23 protein-coding genes are annotated in these 20,883 nt (G+C 70.1%); 13 read left to right on the plus strand and 10 right to left on the minus strand.

Going from position 1 to position 20,883, the window contains the following annotated elements:
- Positions 1-144: 144 nt before the first annotated feature.
- On the minus strand, positions 145-1,773 hold the full coding sequence (locus tag ACFVAV_RS02230) for an acyl-CoA dehydrogenase family protein (RefSeq protein WP_379028626.1): 1,629 nt from the start codon (positions 1,771-1,773) through the stop codon (positions 145-147).
- A 17-nt stretch (positions 1,774-1,790) separates the two neighbouring features.
- Complete coding sequence (locus tag ACFVAV_RS02235; RefSeq protein ID WP_379028628.1) at positions 1,791-2,396, minus strand: TetR/AcrR family transcriptional regulator; 606 nt, start codon at positions 2,394-2,396, stop codon at positions 1,791-1,793.
- Between the two features lie 63 nt (positions 2,397-2,459).
- Here ACFVAV_RS02235 and ACFVAV_RS02240 point away from each other — a divergent pair, with 63 nt between their 5' ends.
- Positions 2,460-3,227: a crotonase/enoyl-CoA hydratase family protein gene (locus ACFVAV_RS02240; protein WP_379028630.1), complete on the plus strand. Its 768-nt coding sequence runs from the start codon at positions 2,460-2,462 to the stop codon at positions 3,225-3,227.
- Complete coding sequence (locus tag ACFVAV_RS02245; protein ID WP_379029917.1) at positions 3,227-4,627, plus strand: hypothetical protein; 1,401 nt, start codon at positions 3,227-3,229, stop codon at positions 4,625-4,627. The genes ACFVAV_RS02240 and ACFVAV_RS02245 overlap by 1 nt, the downstream gene beginning before the upstream one ends.
- Here ACFVAV_RS02245 and ACFVAV_RS02250 read toward each other — a convergent pair whose 3' ends face one another.
- Both ACFVAV_RS02250 and ACFVAV_RS02255 read right to left on the minus strand, forming a co-directional pair.
- Positions 4,628-4,792, minus strand: coding sequence for a hypothetical protein (locus tag ACFVAV_RS02250; protein WP_379028632.1), 165 nt, complete (start codon positions 4,790-4,792; stop codon positions 4,628-4,630).
- On the minus strand, positions 4,789-5,481 hold the full coding sequence (locus ACFVAV_RS02255) for a TetR/AcrR family transcriptional regulator (RefSeq protein ID WP_379028634.1): 693 nt from the start codon (positions 5,479-5,481) through the stop codon (positions 4,789-4,791). Before ACFVAV_RS02255 ends, ACFVAV_RS02250 begins: the two co-directional genes overlap by 4 nt.
- Positions 5,482-5,539: 58 nt before the next feature.
- Here ACFVAV_RS02255 and ACFVAV_RS02260 point away from each other — a divergent pair, with 58 nt between their 5' ends.
- Positions 5,540-6,223, plus strand: a complete 684-nt coding sequence (locus ACFVAV_RS02260; protein WP_379028635.1) for a DUF4386 family protein — start codon at positions 5,540-5,542, stop codon at positions 6,221-6,223.
- On the opposite strand, the gene ACFVAV_RS02265 is transcribed toward ACFVAV_RS02260, so the two are convergent.
- A complete protein-coding gene (locus ACFVAV_RS02265) occupies positions 6,181-7,482 on the minus strand; it encodes an alpha/beta hydrolase-fold protein (RefSeq protein WP_379028637.1) in 1,302 nt (433 codons plus the stop codon). The two genes, ACFVAV_RS02260 and ACFVAV_RS02265, sit on opposite strands and share 43 nt — an antisense overlap.
- A 178-nt stretch (positions 7,483-7,660) precedes the next feature.
- The gene (locus tag ACFVAV_RS02270) at positions 7,661-8,353 is read right to left on the minus strand and encodes a pyridoxamine 5'-phosphate oxidase family protein (RefSeq protein WP_379028639.1); all 693 of its coding nucleotides are present in this window, start codon (positions 8,351-8,353) and stop codon (positions 7,661-7,663) included.
- 79 nt (positions 8,354-8,432) lie between these two features.
- On the opposite strand from ACFVAV_RS02270, the gene ACFVAV_RS02275 reads away from it, so the two are divergent.
- The 3 genes from ACFVAV_RS02275 (at position 8,433) to ACFVAV_RS02285 (ending at position 11,605) form a co-directional block, all read left to right on the plus strand.
- Positions 8,433-9,815, plus strand: a complete 1,383-nt coding sequence (locus tag ACFVAV_RS02275; protein ID WP_379028641.1) for a PLP-dependent aminotransferase family protein — start codon at positions 8,433-8,435, stop codon at positions 9,813-9,815.
- 96 nt (positions 9,816-9,911) lie between these two features.
- The gene (locus tag ACFVAV_RS02280; RefSeq protein WP_379028643.1) at positions 9,912-10,157 is read left to right on the plus strand and encodes a DUF2630 family protein; all 246 of its coding nucleotides are present in this window, start codon (positions 9,912-9,914) and stop codon (positions 10,155-10,157) included.
- Positions 10,154-11,605: a dihydrolipoyl dehydrogenase family protein gene (locus ACFVAV_RS02285; RefSeq protein ID WP_379028645.1), complete on the plus strand. Its 1,452-nt coding sequence runs from the start codon at positions 10,154-10,156 to the stop codon at positions 11,603-11,605. Before ACFVAV_RS02280 ends, ACFVAV_RS02285 begins: the two co-directional genes overlap by 4 nt.
- On the opposite strand, the gene ACFVAV_RS02290 is transcribed toward ACFVAV_RS02285, so the two are convergent.
- Both ACFVAV_RS02290 and cobF read right to left on the minus strand, forming a co-directional pair.
- On the minus strand, positions 11,598-12,467 hold the full coding sequence (locus tag ACFVAV_RS02290; RefSeq protein WP_379028647.1) for an Fpg/Nei family DNA glycosylase: 870 nt from the start codon (positions 12,465-12,467) through the stop codon (positions 11,598-11,600). The two genes, ACFVAV_RS02285 and ACFVAV_RS02290, sit on opposite strands and share 8 nt — an antisense overlap.
- Before the next feature lie 16 nt (positions 12,468-12,483).
- Positions 12,484-13,224, minus strand: a complete 741-nt coding sequence (gene cobF / locus ACFVAV_RS02295; RefSeq protein WP_379028648.1) for a precorrin-6A synthase (deacetylating) — start codon at positions 13,222-13,224, stop codon at positions 12,484-12,486.
- Between the two features lie 45 nt (positions 13,225-13,269).
- Here cobF and ACFVAV_RS02300 point away from each other — a divergent pair, with 45 nt between their 5' ends.
- The 6 genes from ACFVAV_RS02300 (at position 13,270) to ACFVAV_RS02325 (ending at position 17,495) form a co-directional block, all read left to right on the plus strand.
- A complete protein-coding gene (locus ACFVAV_RS02300) occupies positions 13,270-14,073 on the plus strand; it encodes a thymidylate synthase (RefSeq protein WP_379028650.1) in 804 nt (267 codons plus the stop codon).
- Positions 14,070-14,558, plus strand: a complete 489-nt coding sequence (locus tag ACFVAV_RS02305; protein ID WP_379028652.1) for a dihydrofolate reductase — start codon at positions 14,070-14,072, stop codon at positions 14,556-14,558. The genes ACFVAV_RS02300 and ACFVAV_RS02305 overlap by 4 nt, the downstream gene beginning before the upstream one ends.
- Before the next feature lie 101 nt (positions 14,559-14,659).
- Complete coding sequence (locus ACFVAV_RS02310; RefSeq protein WP_378845648.1) at positions 14,660-14,986, plus strand: cupin domain-containing protein; 327 nt, start codon at positions 14,660-14,662, stop codon at positions 14,984-14,986.
- Between the two features lie 73 nt (positions 14,987-15,059).
- Entirely contained in the window at positions 15,060-16,112 is a 1,053-nt protein-coding gene (locus tag ACFVAV_RS02315) for a Dyp-type peroxidase (protein WP_379028654.1), read from the plus strand.
- Entirely contained in the window at positions 16,113-16,910 is a 798-nt protein-coding gene (locus ACFVAV_RS02320) for a family 1 encapsulin nanocompartment shell protein (RefSeq protein WP_379028656.1), read from the plus strand.
- A 57-nt stretch (positions 16,911-16,967) separates the two neighbouring features.
- Positions 16,968-17,495 carry a hypothetical protein gene (locus ACFVAV_RS02325; RefSeq protein WP_379028658.1) on the plus strand — a complete coding sequence of 176 codons (528 nt, stop codon included), beginning with the start codon at positions 16,968-16,970 and terminating at the stop codon, positions 17,493-17,495.
- Positions 17,496-17,553: 58 nt separating this feature from the next.
- On the opposite strand, the gene ACFVAV_RS02330 is transcribed toward ACFVAV_RS02325, so the two are convergent.
- Positions 17,554-18,708, minus strand: a complete 1,155-nt coding sequence (locus tag ACFVAV_RS02330; protein WP_379028660.1) for an epoxide hydrolase family protein — start codon at positions 18,706-18,708, stop codon at positions 17,554-17,556.
- Between the two features lie 63 nt (positions 18,709-18,771).
- Between ACFVAV_RS02330 and ACFVAV_RS02335 the strand changes: the two genes are divergently transcribed.
- A complete protein-coding gene (locus ACFVAV_RS02335) occupies positions 18,772-19,725 on the plus strand; it encodes a helix-turn-helix transcriptional regulator (RefSeq protein ID WP_379028661.1) in 954 nt (317 codons plus the stop codon).
- A 90-nt stretch (positions 19,726-19,815) separates the two neighbouring features.
- On the opposite strand, the gene ACFVAV_RS02340 is transcribed toward ACFVAV_RS02335, so the two are convergent.
- Positions 19,816-20,814, minus strand: a complete 999-nt coding sequence (locus ACFVAV_RS02340) for a GlxA family transcriptional regulator (RefSeq protein WP_379028663.1) — start codon at positions 20,812-20,814, stop codon at positions 19,816-19,818.
- Positions 20,815-20,883 lie beyond the last annotated feature (69 nt).

The raw sequence follows: 20,883 nt of genomic DNA on the forward strand, positions 1-20,883 counted from the left end.
TTGGCCTGCGCATCGCAGCGCAGGTGGAGTCGCGACCACTGGTAGGTGACGTCCGAGTAAAGCTGATCGTCCGGTCGCCGCCGGAGGCTCGGTGAGTCCTTTGCCCGCGAGGACAACGCGGCTCACCGACCATCCGAGCCCGGATCACTGCACGTCGACGAATGCCCGCTCGATGATGGCGCCGGTGTCCACCCCGACGGGCAGGGTGCCGAAGGCGATGCCCCAGTCGCCGCCGAGGCGGGTCGCGCAGAACGCGTCGGCCACGGCGGGATGGCCGTGGCGCACCAGCTGCGCGCCCTGCAGGACCAGCGCCATCAGCTCTACGACCCGCCGGGCCCGGTACTCGATGCCGGACAGGTCGCTGAGTTCCTTGCCGACCCGGTCGATCGCGTCGTCCAGGCGCGGGTCGGCGCCGCGGGCGAGGCCGACCTCGGCGAAGTAGGCCTCGACGGTCTCGGGCTGACGGCCCATGGCGCGCAACGCGTCCAGCGCGGCGACATTGCCCGAGCCCTCCCAGATCGACATCAGCGGCGCCTCCCGGTACAGCCGCGGCATGCCGGATTCCTCGGCATACCCGTTGCCGCCCAGGCATTCCAGCGCCTCGGCGGCATGCGAGGGCGCGCGCTTGCACACCCAGTACTTGGTGATGGCCAGCGCGATCCGGCGCAGCGCGGCCTCGGCCGGGTCGCTGCCCGCGCGGTCGGTGGCACCGGCCAGTCGCATCATCACCGTCGTGGCCGCATCCGATTCCACGACCAGGTCGGCCAGCACATTGCGCATGGCGGGCTGATCGATCAGCTTGGCGCCGAACGCTTCCCGGTGCCGGGCGTGGTGCACCGCGGTGACGGTGCCGAGGCGCATGCCGGTGGCCGAGCCGATCACGCAGTCGAGGCGGGTCATGTTGACCATCTCGATGATCGTCTTCACGCCCGCGCCCTCGGCGCCGACGAGCCAGCCGGTGGCGTTCTCGTACTCGATCTCCGAGGACGCGTTGGACTTGTTGCCGAGCTTGTCCTTGAGCCGCTGGATGCGGATCGGGTTGCGGGCGCCTTCGGGCAGCACGCGCGGCAGCAGGAAACACGACAGCCCGCCCGGCGCCTGGGCCAGCGTCAAGAACATGTCCGACATGGGCGCGGAGGTGAACCACTTGTGCCCGACGATCCGGTACGAACCGTCCGGCTGCGGCGCGGCGGTGGTGGTGTTGGCCCGCACGTCCGAGCCGCCCTGCTTCTCCGTCATCGACATGCCCGCGATGAGCCCGGCCTTGGTCGACGGCTCGCGGAGGCCGAAATCGTAGGTGCGCGAACCGAGTAGCGGTTCGTACTTCGCGGCGAGCTCCGGGTTGTGGCGCAGCGCGGGCACCACCGCGTAGGTCATCGAGATCGGGCACATGTGCCCGGCGTCGGCGATGCCCCAGGTGTAGAACTTGGCGGCGCGGGCGGTGTGCGCGCCGGGGCGCTCGTCGAGCCACGGCGAACCGTGCAGGCCGTGCGCGACGGCGACATTCATCAGGTCGTGCCAGTGCGGGTGGAATTCCACCTCGTCCACGCGATGGCCCCAGCGGTCGTGGATGTGCAGCACCGGCGGGTACTCGTTGGCGAGCCTGCCCCACTCCTGTGCGGCGACATCGCCTGCGAGCCTGCCGAGTTCACGCACCTCGGCCTCGGCCCAGCCCGCGCCTTCGCGGTGCAGGCCCTCGATCAGCGCGGGGTTGCGCGCGGCGTCGAAGGGGACGAGCGGGGGCGCCTGGTTGAACACTTCATGGGTCTGCATGGCCGGAACTCCTTCGACTACAGCGATTCCGGGCGCGCACCGAGGGCGCGCACGGCGAAAGCAACCAATTCGGGGATGACGGTTTCCGCGTGCGGCGCCGCGGCCAGCGGTCCGACCAGCACCTCACCGATCGCGCCGACGAGCGCGGCGGCGCCGACGGACGGGTCCTGGGCGGGCAGGCGGCCCTCGGCGATGCCGTGCGCGATCGCGGCCTCGAACGAGGCGGCGAAGGCACGCCGGAATTCCAGCCGTTGCGCGTCGACGGCCGCGTCGACCGGCTCGACCAGGAGCACGTACGCGAGTTTCGGATTCTTGAGCGCGCGCCCGGCGAAGGTCTCCACCGCCGCGCTGACCCGCTGCAGGACATCGCCCTCGGCCACGGCGGAGCGCACCGCGTCGACCTCGCGGGCGACCACGGTCTCGAACACCGCGGCGACGAGCTCGGCCTTGTTCTCGAACTGCTTGTACACGGTGCCGGTGGCGACGCCCGCCTCCGCGGCGACCGCGGCCATCGACAGTCCGGCGAACCCGTCGCGCGAGAGCACCCTGGTCGAGCCCTGCACGATCAGCGCCCGTTGCGCGTCGAGCCGGGCCTGCACGGCCGGGGTTCTGCGGTACACCATACGAAGAAGTGAACCACCGATTCACCTCTTCACACAAGGGGCATCTGGCCGTATGGTCGAAATATGTCTGTACGCGTGGAACACACGGGCCCGGTCACCACGGTGATCCTGGACCGGCCCGAAGCCCGCAATGCCGTCGACGGTCCGACCGCCCGCGCCCTGGCCGACGCCTTCCGCGCGTTCGACGCCGACCCGAACGCCTCGGTGGCGGTGCTGTGGGGCGAACACGGCACCTTCTGCGCGGGCGCCGACCTCAAATCGCTGGGCACCGAGAACAGCAATCAGGCCACCGAGGACGGCGACGGCCCGATGGGCCCCACCCGGATGCGCCTGTCCAAGCCGGTGATCGCCGCGATCTCCGGCTACGCCGTCGCGGGCGGACTCGAACTGGCGCTGTGGTGCGATCTGCGCATCGCCGAGCAGGACGCCACCTTCGGCGTCTTCTGCCGCCGCTGGGGCGTGCCGCTCATCGACGGCGGCACGGTGCGCCTGCCGCGCATCGTCGGCGAGGGCCGGGCATTGGACATGATCCTCACCGGGCGAGCTGTGAGCGCGCCCGAAGCGCTGCAGATGGGCCTGGTCACCCGCGTCGTCCGGCCCGGCGACGCCCGCCGGGCCGCCGAGGAGCTGGCAAGCCAACTGGCCGTCCTCCCCCAGACCTGCCTGCGCTCCGACCGCGCCGCGCTCTACGACCAGCACGGCCACCCCGAGGACGAGGCGATGCGGATCGAATTCCAGCACGGACTCGCAGCCCTCACCGACGGCGCGCTCGACGGCGCCGCCCGCTTCGCCGCGGGCGCGGGCAGGCACGGTAGCGCCGAACACCGGTGATGGAGCGGCTCACCGTCGTCGACGAGATCTTCCTGCGCACCCATCGCGGGATGGGCACACCCATCGCCCTCCAAGGGCTCTGGCGCACGGATGACGCGATGGAACCCGCACTGCTACAGGCGATTCACGACCGGCTGCGTGTCGGTGACCTCGGCCGCCGGGTGGTCTGCGCCCGGGTTCCCGGAGCGCGCCGGGCCTGGCGGCTGAACACCCTGGCCCATCCGCTCGACCACATCGGCTCCCCGCTGCCCGAGGACGCGATCCTGCCCTGGGCCGACACCCTCGGCACCGACCTCGACCCTGAGTTCGGGCCCGGCTGGCGCCTGTCCTCCGCACCGCTGGAAGACGGCGGAACCGTTGTCGCCCTGACCTGTTCACACGCCCTCGCCGACGCCCGCGGCCTCATCCACGCCATCGCCACAGCCCTCGACGAACTCGCCGAGGGCACCAACCATCCGCCCGTCCTGACAACAGGCTCCGCCGCCACACCGCCACCACCTACACTCGCGGCCTCCGACGTATTCACACCGCCACAACCTCCGCCGACCGTCAGCCCCGCATCCGCCCCGCCACCTGCGCCGACCGCCGCCACCGTGTCCGCACCGCTTCCGCATCTGGGCGCGGCCACCTTCGAAAAGCTATGGAGTACATCGCCTTCGGACTGGTCCGATGCCCGGACGCAGTGGGCCACCATCATCGGCGGCACCGCACGCGCCCTGCGGCGGGGCATTCCCCGGCCACCCGCCACCAGCACTCCCGACCCGTCGCCGAACCGGGCCGCACACAGCATCCTGCTCACCTTCGATGCCACCGAGTGGGACGCCACCGCTGCCGCATCCGGCGGGACCCCGAACAGTCTGTTCATCCACCTCGTCGCGAACATCCTGTGGGAGATCGGATTCCAGCAGCAGGTGATCGCCGCGAGCCTGCCCGTCGACACCCGCGACGAACCGCGCGTCGACAACGACCTCGCCATGACCGAGATCTCTATGGACCGCTCCGACACCCCCGCGACGATCCGCGACAAGGCCCGCACCGCCTACCTGCGCCGCATGTCGAGCCCAGCCGGCCTGCCCGAAGAGATCCTCCAGGTACTCCCCGATCGCTGGGCCTATGCCCTGAGCAAGGGCGCGGGTGAACGAGACATCTTGTGCTCCAACATCGGAACGCTCCCGGAGGCCCTGCGCACCGTCGGCACACACCACTGCGATCGGGTCGCGGCCCGCGCAATCCACCCCGGCCTCACCGAGTTTCCCCGCACCCGGCTCTCCGGCTATCTGTCGCGGCTCGCCGACACCTACGCGCTCGCCCTGGTCAGCCTGTCCTGCGACCGTGAAACACTCGACGCCGCAACAGATCGCGCTTGCACGACCGGCGGGCTACGCGCAAGGACCTGGTGATCACACCGCGAGCCTGCGCGGGAATCCACGGGCACTCGTCGGCGCGTCCGCCACACCGGGCATCTCCATGGACTGACCCGCCACACCCGAGTAGCCCACCGCCAGCCTGCGCAGCGCATCGCGATGAACACGCGACCGGCCACCACACCGCATCGTGGTGATCATGCCGCCGTCATCCCGGTGAGCAATACCCGCAGCCCCCACACGAACTGATCCACCGAGTTCCAGGCGGCGATCTCGTCCAGGTGCGCCGCGGTGCGCGGCCAGCGTGCCGCGTCGACCTCGCCCAGGGCTGCCCGGCGCTGAGCGATACGCTCGGATTCCGGTGGCAGCGGCGGCTTCCCATCAGTTTCGGCGACTTCGAGGGCGACCGCGCCGAGGACTTGCACGATCACCGCGTACACCCCGCGCGCCCGCGTCGGCGCGGGCAGACCGCCACGCGCCAGGCAGCCGAACATCGCCTCGCCGACATCGCGCGCCGCAGGCCCGTCCATCGGACCCGACATCATCAGCGTCGCGACCGCCGGATGGGCGAGCAACTGGTCACGCAGCCCGAGGGCGAACTGGACGACCGCGGCGGTCCACTCCACTCCGGGATCGGACAGCGGACCCAGCGGAACCGCGGCTAGCACCCGCTCGATCACCGCGCGCTCCAGGTCGGCCCGGCTGGCGACATAGGTGTACACCGCGTTCGGGTTGACCCCGAGCCGCGCGGCGACCGCCCGGATCGACAGGGCGCTCGGCCCGCCGTCGTCGAGCAGGTCGAGCGCGGTGTCGACGATCTGCTCCTCGGTGAACGACCGCCGGCTCGGCCGCGGCGCACCCCGCCGACCTGTTGACTTCTCGTCCGACATGCGCTGGACTGTACCCCGTACAGCTACCTGTACCCCGTACAGCCAGAACGGAATTCTCATGCGCACCAAGCCATGGCCCGCCATCACGCTGCTGATCTCCGCCCCGATCCTGATGAACCTCGCGTTCACCGGCTTGGGTGTGTCGTTCGACTACCCCGACGTGCTGCAACTGCCCGCCACCGAAGCGCTGGCGAAATTCCGCGCCGAGCAGACCACTGTCGTCGTGCTCTTCGGCCTGCTCGCCGCCGCGGCCTGCGCCTTCGCACCCCTGGCCGTCCTGGCCGGCAGGCTCGACGACTCGACAACCATGCGCTGGGCGGTACGGGCAGGCGTCGCCGCCGCGATCGTGCAGACGATCGGCCTGCTGCGCTGGCCCGTCCTCGTCCCCGGCCTGGCCGGCCGCATCGCCACCGAAGGCCCCGATTCCTCCGCGATCCACACCTTCGAGACCGTCAACACCGTCCTGGGCACCCTGATCGGCGAGACCGCCGGGTACATCCTCACCGCACTGTGGACGGCGCTGGTCGTCGCCGCCCTGCGCACCCCGCGCTGGTTCGCCGTCCTCGGCTACGTCAGCGCCGCCGCCATCGCCACCGGCGTCCTGGTTCCGCTCGGCGTCGAAGCCGCCGGGCTCACCAACTTCCTCGGCTACCTCCTGTGGAGCGCGTGGCTACTCGCCTTCGCCGCGCTCCTCGCCCGTCACGGCGCGATGCCGAGCCGCGTGGCCAGCCAAGGGAGTTGAACACGGAGCCCGGTGGACCACACCGCGAAGTTGTGCTCGCCGGGCACGATCTGCAGCCGGACATCCATGCCCGCGACCTTGGCCGCCTGGAACATCCGCTCGACCTGCGGCCGGTACTGCTCGTCGTCGGCCCCGACCACGAACGCGCCCGCGGAATCCGGGTAGGTCCGGCTGAGCATCAGATCGAGCGGGTTGACCCGCAGCAGCGCGGCGGTATCGCCACCGAAGGCGGCTTCGACCGTGCGCTGCCGGTCGCCGAGCGTCGGCTCGTCCTGGCCGGACATGTCGAGGAAGGTGGGATACACCTGCGGATAGTTGGTCGCCAGTTGCAGCGCGCAGGTGCCACCGTAGGACAGGCCACCCACCGCCCAGGCCCGCGGATCGGGGTCGATCTGCAGGTTCGCCCTGGTCCAGGCCGGCACGTCGACGGCCAGGTAGGTGGCGACATTGCCCAGCCGCGAATCCAGGCACAGCGGGTTCTCCAGCTGACCGCCGGTGCCGTCGGCGACCACGACGACGGGCGCGAGACCGCGGTGCGCACGGGCGAATTCATCCATGGTCTCGGCCAGCTGCCCGGCGACGAACCAGTCCTGCGCGGCGCCCGGTTCGCCCGCGAGCAGCACCAAGACCGGCAGCAACGGCCGCGGATCCGCGAAATAGGCGGGGGGCAGGTAGATCTGGGCGTCGCGGGTACCGAAGCCAGAAGCGGTCGGCGGCACCGCCGCGGTCAGTACCTTGCCGCCCTCGGGCAGTCCGGCGGGTGCGGACCACACCGATTCCAGTGGCCGCCCACTGATCACCTGCCCGCGCAGCTGGGTGAGCTGATCGGTGTCGACCCGCTCGACGGCGTCGACCCCGAGCGCGGCCCCCACCGTCGGATAGGACGCGTACACCAGATTGAGCCCGGTACCGACCGCCACCAGCACAGCGACGGCCCCGAACACCGTCACCACCCCGGTCCACACCGTCCGGCGCACCCGGATCCGCGGGACGAGCAGCAGGATCGGGGCCAGGCCGATTCCGATCAGCGTGTACACCGACAGCGCGATCGGATCGGGAAACGGCCGCCACACTTCTTCCACGAACAAGTACAGCGCGACGGTCAGCACGGCGGCGCCGAGCAGCGCGACCGGCATCGTCGCCGTTCGATAGCGACGCGCACGCGGGAACATCAACCACACCGCACCCAGCACGCCGAGCACCGTCAGCACCACCGGGAGCCACCCGGTGAGCAACGACAATTCGCTAACCCTCGTCATCGCCGACCTCCATAGATGCACGTCCATAGATGCACGTCAACGCCCGAACCGGGGACCGCACGCGGCCACGATGACTACGGTACACAGAGATCTTCACCACGCCCGGATGGCGCACGCGCAGCAAGGTGGATCGATCGCCGCGGTCTCGGTGCCGGTGTATTTCACCGGCGCCGACCGGTCAGCCGACGGTCACCGGACTCGGCGTCACCCGCGCCATGACATCGGCGGGCACATCGACGCCGGGTTCCAGGTCGGCAGCGGTGATCGGCTCACCCCAGACCTGGTGCAGCGGTAGCACACCCGCCCACACACCGCCGGTCGCGATGTCGTCGGCGTCGTCGCTCGGACCGCCCGCGCGGACCTTCACCGAGGCCTCGGTGAGATCGAGCGCGAGCACCATCGTCGCCGCCATCTCCTTGCGACTGGGCGGGCGCACCCGATCCCAGGCCCCCGGCGCCGCGTGCTCCACGATCACCCGCAGGGCGTTGTCGCGTTCGGCCTCGTCGGTGACCAGCTCCGCTCGGCCCCGGATCACCGCGGACCGGAAGTTCATCGAGAAGTGCATGGCCGAGCGCGCGTACACCAGCCCGTCGACGTGGGTCACCGCGACGGAGATGTCGGTGCCGATCGCGGCCCGCATATTGCCCGCGCCGGTGGAGCCGTGCAGATAGAGCGTGTCGCCCTCGCGGCCGTAGACGGTCGGCAGCACCACGGGCGACCCGCCGAGCAGGACACCGAGGTGGCAGACCAGGCCCGCGTCGAGCACCGCGTCCAGCTCGGCCCGGTCGGTCCTGCCGCGTTCCCTGGAACGGGTCAGCGTGGTGCGCGGAGTCGGCGACAAGGGGGTCCGGGTGGCGTCGTGCGTGGTCATAAGATGAGCTTCGCCGAAGAAATGGACTGCGAGTAGGTCCAATTCGACATTAGATCAACAGGCCAATTCGAGGTGGGCGATGCTCGACGACCTTCCGATTCCGCTCGACCGGACGGCGGCCGAACCGCTGTCGGTGCAGGTGGCCGATGCCCTGCGGGCCGCGGCGACCGGCGGTGTCCTGCGCGTCAGCGACCGGCTGCCGTCCTCGCGCGCGCTGGCGCAGCGGCTCGGGGTGAGCCGGGCGGTGGTGTCGACCGCCTACGACCAGCTGCACGCGGAGGGCTGGATCACCGGGCGCCGCGGTTCCGGCACCTACCTGAGCACGGCCCCCGCCGCCGCGCCACCCAGCACCGATCCCGGCGCCGGCACCGATCCGGACGCCGGTCTGCTCGATCTCGTTCCCGGTGCGCCGTGCGCCGATGCCGTCGACCCGGCGGCCTGGCGACGTGCCTGGCGGGCAGCGGGCGATCGCCCGGCCGATACCCGCAAGGACCGGGCGGGCGAGCCGGAATTCCGGGTGGCCGTCGCCGAGCACCTGCTGCGGCATCGCGGGCTGGCCGCGGGCGCCGCCTCGGTGGTGCTGGCGACCGCGGGCACCAGCTCCGCGGTCGGCGAGCTCGCCTCGGCACTGCTGCGCCCCGGCGACACCGTCGCGATCGAGGACCCCGGCTATCAACGGGCCGTCGGCGCCTTCCAGGCGGCCGGTGTTCGCGTGCTGCCGGTGCCCGTCGACGGCGACGGGTTGCGCGTAGACCTGATCCCGGCGGGTGTGCGCGCGGTGTATTGCACACCCGCGCACCAGTTTCCGATCGGCGCCAGGATGCCCGCGGCCCGCCGGGTCGACCTGATCGAATTCGCCAGAGCCACCGGTGGCTTCGTCATCGAGGACGACTACGACGGCGAATTGCGCTACGACACAGCACCGCTGCCACTGCTGGCCTCGATGGCGCCCGATGTGGTCGTGCACCTCGGCACCACCAGCAAGATCATCGCCACCACCCTCGGCGCCGGCTGGCTCGTCGCCCGCCCCGACATCGCCGACGCGGTACTGGCCCATCGCGCCCATACCGGCACCGCACCGAGCCCGGCCGGCCAGCGGGTGCTCAGCGAGTTCGCCCGGCACGGCGATCTGGCCCGGCACCTGCGCCGCCTGCGCCGGGTCGTGCCGCCGCGCCGCGCCCTCGTCGTCGACGCGCTCGCCCGCCGCGGGCTTCCGGTCGTCGGCGACGACGCGGGCTCGCACGTGGTCGTCGAACTCCCCGACGCCGCTGCCGAACAGCACGCCGTCGACGCGGCCCGCGCCCGCGGTGTGCTGCTGGACGGCCTGGCCCGCCACCACCTGGCCGAAGAACACCAGTTCGGGGTAGCGATCGGCTATACGGCCCTCGGCACCGCCGAGCTGGCCAGGGCGGTGCCGATCGCCGCCGACTGCCTCGCCGCCGCACGAGCGCGGCGCACATGACCGCGCCACGACGTGGCACGGTCGTAGCATGGACCGAGACCCCCACGCGGGTCGCTGTTCAGGCACTACCCCTCCGACCATCGAAGTGGTGAGCACATGAACGATCAGGACATTCTGGCGCGTATCAAACAACTGGTCGACGACGAGCACACCTTGCGAGCCAAGGCCACCGCGGGCGAGATCGAGCCCGCCACCGAACGTCGGCAGCTGGCCCAGCTGGAAGTGATGCTCGACCAGGCCTGGGATCTGCTGCGGCAGCGCCGCGCCCGCTTCGGCTCCACCGAGTCACCCGACGACACCACGCTGCGTTCCGCACGTGAGGTCGAGGGCTATCTGCAGTGACCGACGCCGAATACGACGTCATCGTCATCGGCGCGGGCCCGGCGGGTGAAAACGCCGCTGCCTACGCCATCGCGTGCAGCGATCGCACGGCCGCGCTCGTCGAGCGGGAACTGTTCGGCGGCGAATGCAGCTACTGGGCGTGTATTCCCAGCAAGGCGCTGCTGCGCCCGGGCGCCGTCCTCGGCCTCGGCCAGGCGATGCCCGGCCTGACCGCGAGCGGTCCGCAGGTCGCCGACGTGCTCGCGCGCCGCGACACCTTCGTGCATCACCATGACGACACCTCCCAGGTCGACTGGGCGAAATCCGCCCGCATCGACCCGGTCCGCGGCGCGGGCAGGCTCGTCGGCGAACGGCGCGTCGAAGTCGTCACCGACGACGGCGTCCAGGTCCTGCGGGCCCGGCACGCGGTCGTGCTGGCCACCGGCACCACCGCCGCGATACCCGGCATACCCGGCGTCCGCGAGGCACTGCCGTGGATCTCCCGCGACGCCACCAACCTGACCGTGGTCCCCCGCCGGGTCGCCATCATCGGCGGCGGTGTCGTCGCCTGCGAGGCCGCCACCTGGCTGGCCGAACTCGGCGCCGCCGAGGTGACCATGCTGGTCCGCGGCGACCGCCTGCTCCCCCGCGCCGAACCCTTCGCCTCCGAGCTGGTGCTGCGGGGCCTGCGCGACACCGGCGCCGTCACGGTCCGGCTGCACACCGAACCGCACCTCGTCTCCCGGCGCGACCCCGAGGACACCGGCGTCGGCCGCATCCACGGCGGTCCGGTCACCATCGTCCTCGACGACGGGGAGCTCGAGGTCGACGAACTGATCGTCGCCACCGGCCGTACGCCCGCCACCGAAGCGCTCGGCCTGGAGACGGTCGGCCTGCCCGCGGGCTATGTCGAGGTCGACGACCAGCTGACAGTCCGCGGCGTGCCCGGCAACTGGCTCTACGCCATCGGCGACGTGAATCACCGTGTGGCACTGACGCATATGGGCAAGTACCAGGCCAGGGTGTGCGGTGACGTGATCGCCGCCCGCGCCGAGGGCAGGCCCCTGGACAGTTTGCGCTTCACCGCGAGCGCCGATCATCAGCAGATACCCCAGGTCATCTACGCCGCACCCGAACTCGCGTCCGTCGGCCTCACCGAACACGAAGCGCGCGCCTCGGGTCACGCCGTCGACACTGTCGAGATGGACATCGCCGTGGCGGGCTCGGCCCTGTCCCGCGACGACTTCCACGGCCGCGCGAAACTCGTCGTCGACACCGCCGCCGACCGGCTGCTCGGCGCGACCTTCGTCGGCCCCGACATGGGCGAACAGCTGCACGCGGCGACCATCGCGGTGGTCGGCAGGGTCCCGCTGGAGACGCTGTGGCACGCCGTACCCGCGTTTCCCGCGGTCAGCGAGTTCTGGCTGCGCCTGCTGGAAGCGTGGCGCGAAAAGCGTTCAGCTACTTGAGCAGACGGGACATCCGCCGGTCGGCGAGCACCTTGCCGCCGGTCTGGCAGGTGGCGCAGTACTGGAAGGACCGCTCCGCGTAGGACACCTCGCGCACGGTGTCACCACAGACCGGGCACGGCTGCCCGGTCCGCGCGTGTACCCGCATGCCCGAACGCTTCTCGCCCTTGAGCCGGGCCGCGTCCTGCCCGACCGACCGGTCCACGGCATCGAGCAGCACCTCGCGCATGGCGGTGTACAGCTGCGACACCGTTTCCGCCGACATCGTTTTCGTAGTGGCGAACGGGGAGATCTTGGCGGTGTGCAGGATCTCGTCGGAGTAGGCGTTGCCGATACCCGCGAGCAGCGTCTGATCGACCAGCGCCGTCTTGATCCGCTGCGACGTGCCTTTCAGCAACGCGGCGAACTCGTCCTCGGTCACCGCCAGGGCGTCCGGCCCGAGTCGCGCGATACCGGGCACCGCCTTCGGATCGTCGACGACATAGACCGCAAGCCGCTTCTTGGTCCCCGCCTCGGTCAGATCGATCGAGGGCGTCGCGCCCTCCGGCGTGAAGAAGTGCACCCGCAAAGCCAGCGGTGACTTGCCACCGGGCTTGGGCGGCAACGGATTCGGCTCGTCGACCCACCGCAGCCAGCCACCGCGCGACAGGTGCGTGATCAACCACAGCCCGCCACAATCCATCCCGAGGAACTTCCCCCACCGCCCCGCCCCGGTGACATCCCGCCCGGACAGCGCCGTGACCGGCGGGTCGAACGTCTTCACCGCACTCAGCGCCGCCACGTCGACACGCCCCACCACCGCGCCGACCGCATGATCCCGCAGGAACTGCGCCAGCGCCTCTACCTCAGGTAGCTCGGGCACCCGGCCAGTTTATCGCTCACCTGCCCCGCAGGAGGTACACGTCCATGATCCAGCCCTTGGCGGCGCGCAGTTCCGCGCGGCGGGTCACGATCCGCTGTTCCACCTCGCGCAGCGGGCCCTCGATCAGGGTTTCGTCGGGCATGCCCAGGTAGGCGCCCCACCAGATGTGCACGTCGTCGCCGGGGATCTCGGTGAACGCGCAGTCGCCGTCGAGCATCACCACCGTCGAGCCCGCACCGAGGCCCTCCTCGCGCAACCGGCGGCCGGTGGTGACGTGGACGGGCTCACCGATCCGGTGCAGCACCATCCGGTGGCGCGCGGCCAGCGCGGCGACGCTGGTGACGCCGGGGATCACCTCGTAGTCGAACGCGGTGCGGCCGCGGGCCAGCACGTGCTCGACCATCCGCAACGTGCTGTCGTAGAGCGCGGGGTCGCCCCACACCAGGATCGCGCCGACCCCGTCCACCTCGTCGAACGCGGCCTCGAGCAGTTCGGCGCGGCGTTCGTGCCAGTCCTGGACGACACCGGCGTAGTCGTCGGGAGTGCGGTCGCGCGGCGGGTCGGTGATCTCGACGATCCGGTGCGGTCCGTCGACGTGCTCGGCCAGGATCGCGGTGCGCACGTCGACCAGTTCCTGCTTCTCGGCGCCCTTGCCGATGACGAAGAAGGCGTCGGCGTGTCGCATGGCCTTGACTGCCTGCATCGTCACCTGGTCGGGGTCTCCGGCACCGATGCCGATCACGTAGAGCTTGCGCATACGCGGAGAGCTTGCCAGGTGTCGTGCACCGTAGAATCGCCAGGCGTGGCCACCCCTGACACACAGTACGAGGACCTGCTCCGGCACGTGCTGGAGCACGGCACGCCCAAAGCCGATCGCACCGGCACCGGAACCCGCAGCATCTTCGGTCATCAGCTGCGCTACGACCTGGCCGAGAGCTTCCCGCTGATCACCACCAAGCGGGTCCACCTCAAGTCGATCGTCTACGAATTGCTGTGGTTCCTGCGCGGCGACTCCAATGTGTCCTGGCTGCGCGAACACGGCGTCACCATCTGGGACGAATGGGCCGACGGCAAGGGCGAGCTCGGCCCGGTCTACGGCGTGCAGTGGCGGTCGTGGCCCACCCCCGACGGCACCCACATCGACCAGATCGCCCAGGTACTGCACACCCTGCGCACCGACCCGGATTCGCGCCGGATGATCGTCTCGGCCTGGAACGTGGCCGACCTGGACAAGATGGCACTGGCACCGTGCCACGCCTTCTTCCAGTTCTACGTGGCCGACGGCAAGCTGTCGTGCCAGCTGTATCAGCGCAGCGCCGACCTGTTCCTCGGCGTGCCGTTCAATATCGCCAGCTACGCCCTGCTCACCCTGATGATGGCGCAGCAGACCGAACTGGAGCCCGGCGAGTTCATCTGGACCGGCGGCGACGTGCACATCTACGACAACCACGTCGAGCAGGTGCGCGAACAGCTCACCCGGGAGCCGTACCCGTTCCCGGCCATGCACCTGCGCGCGGCGCCGAGCCTGTTCGACTACACCTACGACGACGTCGAACTCACCGGCTACCAGCACCACCCGGCCATCAAGGCGCCGGTGGCGGTGTGAGTCGCGGTATCAACCTGATCTGGGCGCAGACCGCCGACGGCGTCATCGGCGTCGACAACACCATCCCGTGGCGTCTGCCGGAAGACATGGCCAATTTCCGGGACACCACCATGGGTCACCCGGTGATCATGGGCAGGCGCACCTGGGATTCGCTGCCCGCGTCGTTCCGTCCACTGGCCGGGCGCCGCAACATCGTGGTCACCCGCCAGACTGATTGGGCAGCCGACGGCGCCGAACGCGCCACCTCGCTGCCCGACGCGCTGGCCATCGCAGGCGATGTCGACGTCTGGGTGGCCGGCGGCGGCGAGATCTACCGCGCCGCGCTCCCGCTGGCCACATCACTGCTGGTCACCGAGGTCGACACGACCGTCGAGGGCGATGCCTTCGCCCCGGCCATCGGACCCGAGTGGCACGCACCGGAAACCCCGTGGCAGGAGTCGAAAACCGGTCTCCGGTACCGCATTCGCCACTACACCCGGCACTGACAACGCTTGGCTAACGGTCGGCGCAAACGCCCGACCGCGGGCACGGTCTCGGGCATACTCCTGGAGACCAGCCCGCGATAGCCTGCGAAAGGCGCGATGTCATGGACAAGAAATCGCTGACCGCGGTGGCCCGTCAACAGCTGAAGCTGGCGGCCACCTCGACGAGCGGCCGGAGTTCGCAGACCGTCATCGGCGGCCACACTCATGTGCTGCGGCAGACCGTCGTCGCCCTGACCGAGGGCCAGAGCCTGGCCGAGCACGACAACGCGGGCGACGCCACGATCCAGGTCCTCACCGGCACGCTGATCCTGATCGCGGGCACCGACGAATGGAAGGGCTCGGCCGGCGATCTCATCGTGGTCCCGCGCGCCCGGCACAGCGTCAAAGCCATCGATGACGTGGCGTTTCTGCTGACCGTCGCCAAATAGCGGTTGCCAGAGGGTCGCTGACACGCCAGGGCGTGCCGCGGACCTGTCTGCGCGGCGCTCTACTCTGGACGGCATGGGTGAGCCACAGCCGATCCTCGAACCGCTCACGCCGGCCGCCATCTTCCTCGTCGCCACCATCGACGAGGGCGGCGAGCCGGCGGTCCGCGACCTCTTGTCGAACATCTCCGGTTTGCGCCGTTCGGTGGGCTTCCGGGTACCCGGTGAGGGCCTGACCTGTATCATCTCGATCGGCTCGACGGCCTGGGACCGGCTCTTCACCGGCTCCAAACCCGTTGAGCTGCACGAATTCCCCGGCTACAACGGGCAAATCCACAGCGCGCCGACCACTCCGGGCGACCTGCTGTTCCACATCAAGGGCGAGACCCAGGGCGCCTGCTTCGAACTCGCCATGGCGATCGGCGAGCGCCTGCGCGGCGCCGCCACCATCGTCGACGAGACCGTCGGCTTCCGGTACTTCGAACAGCGCGACCTGCTCGGCTTCGTCGACGGCACCGAGAATCCCGAGGGCGGCGCGGCGGCCTCGGCGGCGCTGATCGGCGCCGAGGACCCGGATTTCACCGGCGGTAGCTACGTCATCGTGCAGAAGTACACCCACCCGCTCGACCAGTGGAACGCGCTCTCGATCGAGGAGCAGGAGCGGGTGATCGGGCGGACCAAGCTCGGCGACTACGAACTGCCCGACGACATCAAGCCCGCCAATTCCCATGTCGCGGTGAACACCCTGGTCGACCCCGACGGCACCGAACGCCAGATCGTGCGCGCCAACATGCCGTTCGGCACCGTCGGCCAGGGCGAGTTCGGCACCTACTACATCGCCTACGCCGCCACCCCGAGCGTCACCGAGCGCATGCTGGAGCGGATGTTCCTGGGCACCGGCGAGGCGGCCTACGACCGCATCCTCGACTTCTCGTTCGCGGTCACCGGCACGCTGTTCTTCACGCCCACCGTCGAATTCCTCGACGATCTGCCCGACGCTCCCGAGTCCGTTGCCACCGAAGAAATTTCCGATTCGCTGCCCGTGTTCACCCCGGTGGAACGGGCCGACGCCGCCGCCACCGGCTCGGACGGCTCGCTCGCCATCGGCTCGATGAAGAGGAGTATCTGAATGAACAACCTGCATCGCGAACTCGCGCCGATCACCGGCGAAGCCTGGGCGCAGATCGAAGAGGAAGCCACCCGCACGTTCAAGCGCAATATCGCGGGCCGCCGGGTCGTCGACGTGTCGGGCCCGCACGGAGTCGCCTATTCGGCGCTCAATCGCGGCAGGCTGACCAAGATCTCCTCCCCGGACGACGGTGTCCAGGCGCATCAGCGGGTGGTGCAGCCGCTGGTCGAACTCCGGGTGCCGTTCACCCTGCAGCGCAGCGAACTCGACGACATCGAGCGCGGCGCGGGCGACGCCGACTTCGACAACCTCAAGGCCGCCGCCCAGAAGATCGCCTTCGCCGAGGACCGCGCGATCTTCGAGAGCTACGCCGCCGCCGGCATCACCGGCATCCGCGACGCCGCCTCCAACGAACCGGTCGAGCTGCCGAGCAATGTCGTCGACATTCCCGACGCGATCTCGCACGCGCTCACCGGGCTGCGCCTGGCCGGCGTGCAGGGCCCGTACTCGGTGGTGCTCAGCGCCGAGCTGTACACGCAGGTCAGCGAGACCTCCGATCACGGCCACCCGATTCGCACGCACATCGAGCGGCTGCTCGACGGCGAGATCATCTGGGCGCCCGCGATCAGCGGCGGTTTCGCGCTCACCACCCGCGGCGGCGACTTCGAACTGGCCCTCGGGCAGGACCTGTCGATCGGCTACCTCAGCCACGACGCCGAGACCGTGCAGCTGTACTTCCAGGAGAGCTTCACCTTCCTCGTGGAGACCTCCGAAGCGGCGGTATCGCTCGGCTCGTGAGCTCGGCGCGGTGATCACCGCTAGGGTGGGCCGCGAGTCGTGGAGAGGGAGGTTCGCATGTCGGTCGTGCGTGCCGGTGTCGTGCCCGCTGGTCGGAGCCTGTTCTATTGCCTGATCGGGCTGCTGGCCACCACGGGCGTCGTCGGGTTGTTCCTGGCGATGTTCGGGGTGAACCGGGTCGTCACCGGGATCCTCGTCGGCGCGATCGCCGGGGTCGCGGCCGGCGTCGCGCTGTTCGTGCGTGATGTCGTCGAGCTCACCGAGCACGCGATCTACGCCAGGACCCCGTTCCGCTCGTCGACGGTGCCGTGGGATCGCGTCGTCGCGGGCCGCTTCACCCTCGACGAGCGATCCCGCTGGGCGCTGGCGCTCGACCTGACCGGCGAGACCACCGACGAACTGGTCCTGCTGTCCATCCCGCCGGTGGTCGGCCCGGTGGCAGGCGCCTACGACATGCGCAAACGCGAACAGGTGACCGAGATCCGGGAGATGCTGCGCGCCAAGCGGGTCCCGATCACCGTGCTCCCCGAGATCGCGGGCGCGCTGAACCAGCACTGGCAGATCGCACCGCCGACGTCGCGCTGACCCGGCGCTCACCGCCGAACGCCGATCCTGGCGCTCGGCGGGCGAACTCACCGAATGATCAGCGCAGCGTGCGGAAGAACTCACGCACATCGGTGGTGAGCAGTTCCGGTTCCTCCAACGCCGCGAAGTGCCCGCCCCGATCGACGTCATTCCAGCGGACGATGGTGTTCTCCGCCTCGTCGAAGCGGCGGATCGCCACATCGTGGGCGAGCACCAGCACACCGGTCGGCACGCCCGAATTCTCCGGCACCGCACCCCATTCCCCGGGCTGCGCGTAGCCGACATAGCCCGCGGACCCCGCGGTGCCGGTGAGCCAGTAGATCATCGCATCGGTCAGCAGCCGATCACGATCGATGATCTTGTCGGGCAGGGTCTCGCGCGGGTGTGTCCACTCCCGGAACTTGTCCAGGATCCACGCCAGCTGCCCGATCGGCGAGTCGACCAGCCCATAGGCGAGAGTCTGCGGACGGGTGGACTGCACGGCGATGTAGCCGAACTCCTCGTTCATGAACGCCTCGATCCGCCGGATGCGGTCGCGTTCGAGCTCGGTCAGGCTCGCGCTGACCTCCTCGGACAGCGGCAGCTGCGGGACCGAGCCCGCGCCACCGTTGACGTGCACGCCGATCACCCGATCCGGCGCCACCCGCCCTACTTCCGGGCTCACCGCCGCGCCGATATCGCCGCCCTGCACCCCGAAGCGCTGGTACCCGAGCCGGGTCATCAGCTCGGCCCACGCCTGCGCGATCCTGCGCACGGTCCACCCGCCCTCGGTGACCGGTCCGGAGAACCCGAAGCCGGGCAGTGACGGGATCACCACGTGGAAAGCGTCGGCCGGGTCGCCGCCGTGTGCGCGGGGGTCGGTTAGCGGGCCGATCAGGTCGAGGAATTCCGCGACCGAACCGGGCCAGCCGTGTGTCAGCAGCAGCGGCACCGCATCGGGTTCGGCCGAGCGCACGTGCAGGAAGTGGATGCGCTGTCCGTCGATCACGGTCGTGAACTGTTCGTGCGCATTGAGTTTCGCTTCCTCGGCACGCCAGTCGTAACCGGTGCGCCAGTGGTCGACGAGCTCACGCAGGTAGCGGGTCGGCACACCGGTGTCCCAGTCGTCGCCGGGCAGCGCGGCGGGCCAGCGCGCGGTGTCGAGCCGGTTGCGCAGGTCGTCGAGCTGCTGTTGCGGAATGTCGATACGGAATCGCTGGATCTCGTCGCTCATGAATACAACGATAGGAGCCACCTAGGACAGGTTCCGCCCTAGCTGTCGGGCAGAATTTCTTTCATGTTGGAGACATCAGCCCGCCTGCTCCGCCTGCTGTCGCTGTTGCAGACTCCCCGCGACTGGACCGGCACCGAACTCGCCGAGCGCTTGGAAGTCGACGCGCGCACGGTGCGCCGCGATATCGAGAAGCTGCGCGCACTCGGCTATCCGGTCGACGCGACGCCCGGCGTCGGCGGCTACCGACTCGGCGCGGGCGCGAAGCTGCCGCCGCTCCTGCTCGACGACGACGAAGCGGTGGCCGTCGCCATCGGCCTGCGAACCGCGGCGGGCGGCACCGTCGCCGGTATCGAGGACAGCTCCCTGCGGGCCCTCACCAAACTCGAGCAGGTCCTCCCGTCACGCTTGCGCCACCGGGTCAGCCTGCTGCACTCGGTCACCGTCACGGTCCCCGCCGCCACCACTCCCGTCGATCCCGATGTCCTCACCGCCGTCGCGGGCGCCATCCGCGACAACCATCGCCTCCGATTCGACTACCGAGCCCACGACGGCACAGCGACACTGCGCACCGTCGAACCCCACCGCCTGGCCCACACCGGCCGCCACTGGTACCTCATCGCCTGGGACACCGACCGCGCCGACTGGCGCACCTACCGCGCCGACCGCCTCACCCCGCGCGTCCCCACCGGCCCCCGCTTCACTCCCCGCGAAGCCCCCGACCTCGACCTGGGCGGCTACCTCACCCGAGGCATCACCACCTCCCCCTATCGGTACCAGGCCACCATCACTCTCGCGGTCCCCGCCACTGTCGCCGCCGACCGCATCGCCCCGACTGTCGGGGTCATCGAACCCCTCGACCCCGAAACCTGCCTCCTCCGCACCGGCGCCGACGATCTCACCGAACTGGCCGTCTATATCGCCTCCTTCGACTTCCCCTTCCGAGTCCACGAACCCCCTGAACTCATCACCCACCTCCGCACCCTCGCCACCCGCTTCACCGAGGCCACTCAGCCCTAGGACTCGAACCCGCTGCCCCGAGATCGCCGGCGCGCTGAACCCGCACCGGCAGATCGCACTGCCGACCTCGCGCTGACGCCGTCACCGGAGCTAGGCGCTCGCCCCCGACTTGAATCTCCGCCGGTAGTCCGAGGGCGACACACCGAGCCGCGCGACGAAAGCCCGCCGCAATGCCTCGGCGCTGGCGAACCCGGCATCAGCGGCGGCCCGGCTCACCGAGCTGCCCGCCTCGAGCCGGGCGCGGGCCAGATCGAACCGTACGCTCGCCGCGTACTCGGCCGGGCTGAGCCCGACCTCCTCGGCGAAGAGCCGGGTGAGATGGCGCGGGCTCACATTGACGTGCCGCGCGAGGTCCCGCACGCTGTGCCGCTTCGCCGGATCCCGCGCGATGAGATCGGTCACCGCGCGCACCGGTCCCGGCGGCAACGCGGCCGCGCGCAGCGGCGTCGAGAACTGGGTCTGCCCACCGGAACGCTGCAGGTAGACCAGCAGACCCTGCGCGACCTGACGCGCGATGGAACTGCCGAGATCGTCGGCCACCAGCGCGAGCGCGAGATCGATGCCGGCGGCGACACCGGCCGACGTCGCGATGTCGGCCTCCTGCACGAAGATTCGATCCGCCTGCACGTCGACGCGCGGGTACCGGCGCGCGAGTTCGGCGGCGAACTTCCAGTGCGTGGTCGCGCTGCGACCGTCCAGCATTCCCAGTTCGGCGAGCACGAAGGCGCCGCTGCAGATCGAGACGACCCGGCGGCTCCGTGCGGCGAGGGCGCGCGTGGCCTCGACGAGATCGGGTCGGACGAAGTCGGCGGGACGGACTTCGCTCCCCGGTATGACGAGCGTGTCCAGCGCGGGCGCGTCAGCTGCCGCAGCCGTCACGGCAACCCCCTGGCCGACCGAGCTGTGCACGGGTGCGCCGCTGGGTGAGAACAGCAAGACCTCGTAGGCATCGGCGAATTGATTCGCCTCGATGAAAACCTCTGCGGGACCGATGTAATCGAGCGCTTTCACCCCGTCGAACAGGAGAAACCCGATACGCCGTGTCCCACTAGATGCGTTGTGGCGGACACGATCCGGGGGTAGAGACATGACGATGAATCTAATGCTTGTCCGAAATGGCGGGATCCGCGGCCGTTCCGGTAGGCGACAGCCGACGCC

The sequence above is a fragment of the Nocardia sp. NPDC057663 genome, from assembly GCF_042799895.1.
Classification (GTDB): domain Bacteria; phylum Actinomycetota; class Actinomycetes; order Mycobacteriales; family Mycobacteriaceae; genus Nocardia.

Bases quoted from the DNA above. Each gene is read 5' to 3' on its own strand.
- ACFVAV_RS02230 (WP_379028626.1), bottom strand. From the start codon at position 1,773: ATGCAGACCCATGAAGTGTTCAACCAGGCGCCCCCGCTCGTCCCCTTC.
- ACFVAV_RS02235 (WP_379028628.1), bottom strand. From the start codon at position 2,396: ATGGTGTACCGCAGAACCCCGGCCGTGCAGGCCCGGCTCGACGCGCAA.
- ACFVAV_RS02240 (WP_379028630.1), top strand. From the start codon at position 2,460: ATGTCTGTACGCGTGGAACACACGGGCCCGGTCACCACGGTGATCCTG.
- ACFVAV_RS02245 (WP_379029917.1), top strand. From the start codon at position 3,227: ATGGAGCGGCTCACCGTCGTCGACGAGATCTTCCTGCGCACCCATCGC.
- ACFVAV_RS02250 (WP_379028632.1), bottom strand. From the start codon at position 4,792: ATGATCACCACGATGCGGTGTGGTGGCCGGTCGCGTGTTCATCGCGAT.
- ACFVAV_RS02255 (WP_379028634.1), bottom strand. From the start codon at position 5,481: ATGTCGGACGAGAAGTCAACAGGTCGGCGGGGTGCGCCGCGGCCGAGC.
- ACFVAV_RS02260 (WP_379028635.1), top strand. From the start codon at position 5,540: ATGCGCACCAAGCCATGGCCCGCCATCACGCTGCTGATCTCCGCCCCG.
- ACFVAV_RS02265 (WP_379028637.1), bottom strand. From the start codon at position 7,482: ATGACGAGGGTTAGCGAATTGTCGTTGCTCACCGGGTGGCTCCCGGTG.
- ACFVAV_RS02270 (WP_379028639.1), bottom strand. From the start codon at position 8,353: ATGACCACGCACGACGCCACCCGGACCCCCTTGTCGCCGACTCCGCGC.
- ACFVAV_RS02275 (WP_379028641.1), top strand. From the start codon at position 8,433: ATGCTCGACGACCTTCCGATTCCGCTCGACCGGACGGCGGCCGAACCG.
- ACFVAV_RS02280 (WP_379028643.1), top strand. From the start codon at position 9,912: ATGAACGATCAGGACATTCTGGCGCGTATCAAACAACTGGTCGACGAC.
- cobF (WP_379028648.1), bottom strand. From the start codon at position 13,224: ATGCGCAAGCTCTACGTGATCGGCATCGGTGCCGGAGACCCCGACCAG.
- ACFVAV_RS02310 (WP_378845648.1), top strand. From the start codon at position 14,660: ATGGACAAGAAATCGCTGACCGCGGTGGCCCGTCAACAGCTGAAGCTG.
- ACFVAV_RS02315 (WP_379028654.1), top strand. From the start codon at position 15,060: ATGGGTGAGCCACAGCCGATCCTCGAACCGCTCACGCCGGCCGCCATC.
- ACFVAV_RS02320 (WP_379028656.1), top strand. From the start codon at position 16,113: ATGAACAACCTGCATCGCGAACTCGCGCCGATCACCGGCGAAGCCTGG.
- ACFVAV_RS02325 (WP_379028658.1), top strand. From the start codon at position 16,968: ATGTCGGTCGTGCGTGCCGGTGTCGTGCCCGCTGGTCGGAGCCTGTTC.
- ACFVAV_RS02330 (WP_379028660.1), bottom strand. From the start codon at position 18,708: ATGAGCGACGAGATCCAGCGATTCCGTATCGACATTCCGCAACAGCAG.
- ACFVAV_RS02335 (WP_379028661.1), top strand. From the start codon at position 18,772: ATGTTGGAGACATCAGCCCGCCTGCTCCGCCTGCTGTCGCTGTTGCAG.
- ACFVAV_RS02340 (WP_379028663.1), bottom strand. From the start codon at position 20,814: ATGTCTCTACCCCCGGATCGTGTCCGCCACAACGCATCTAGTGGGACA.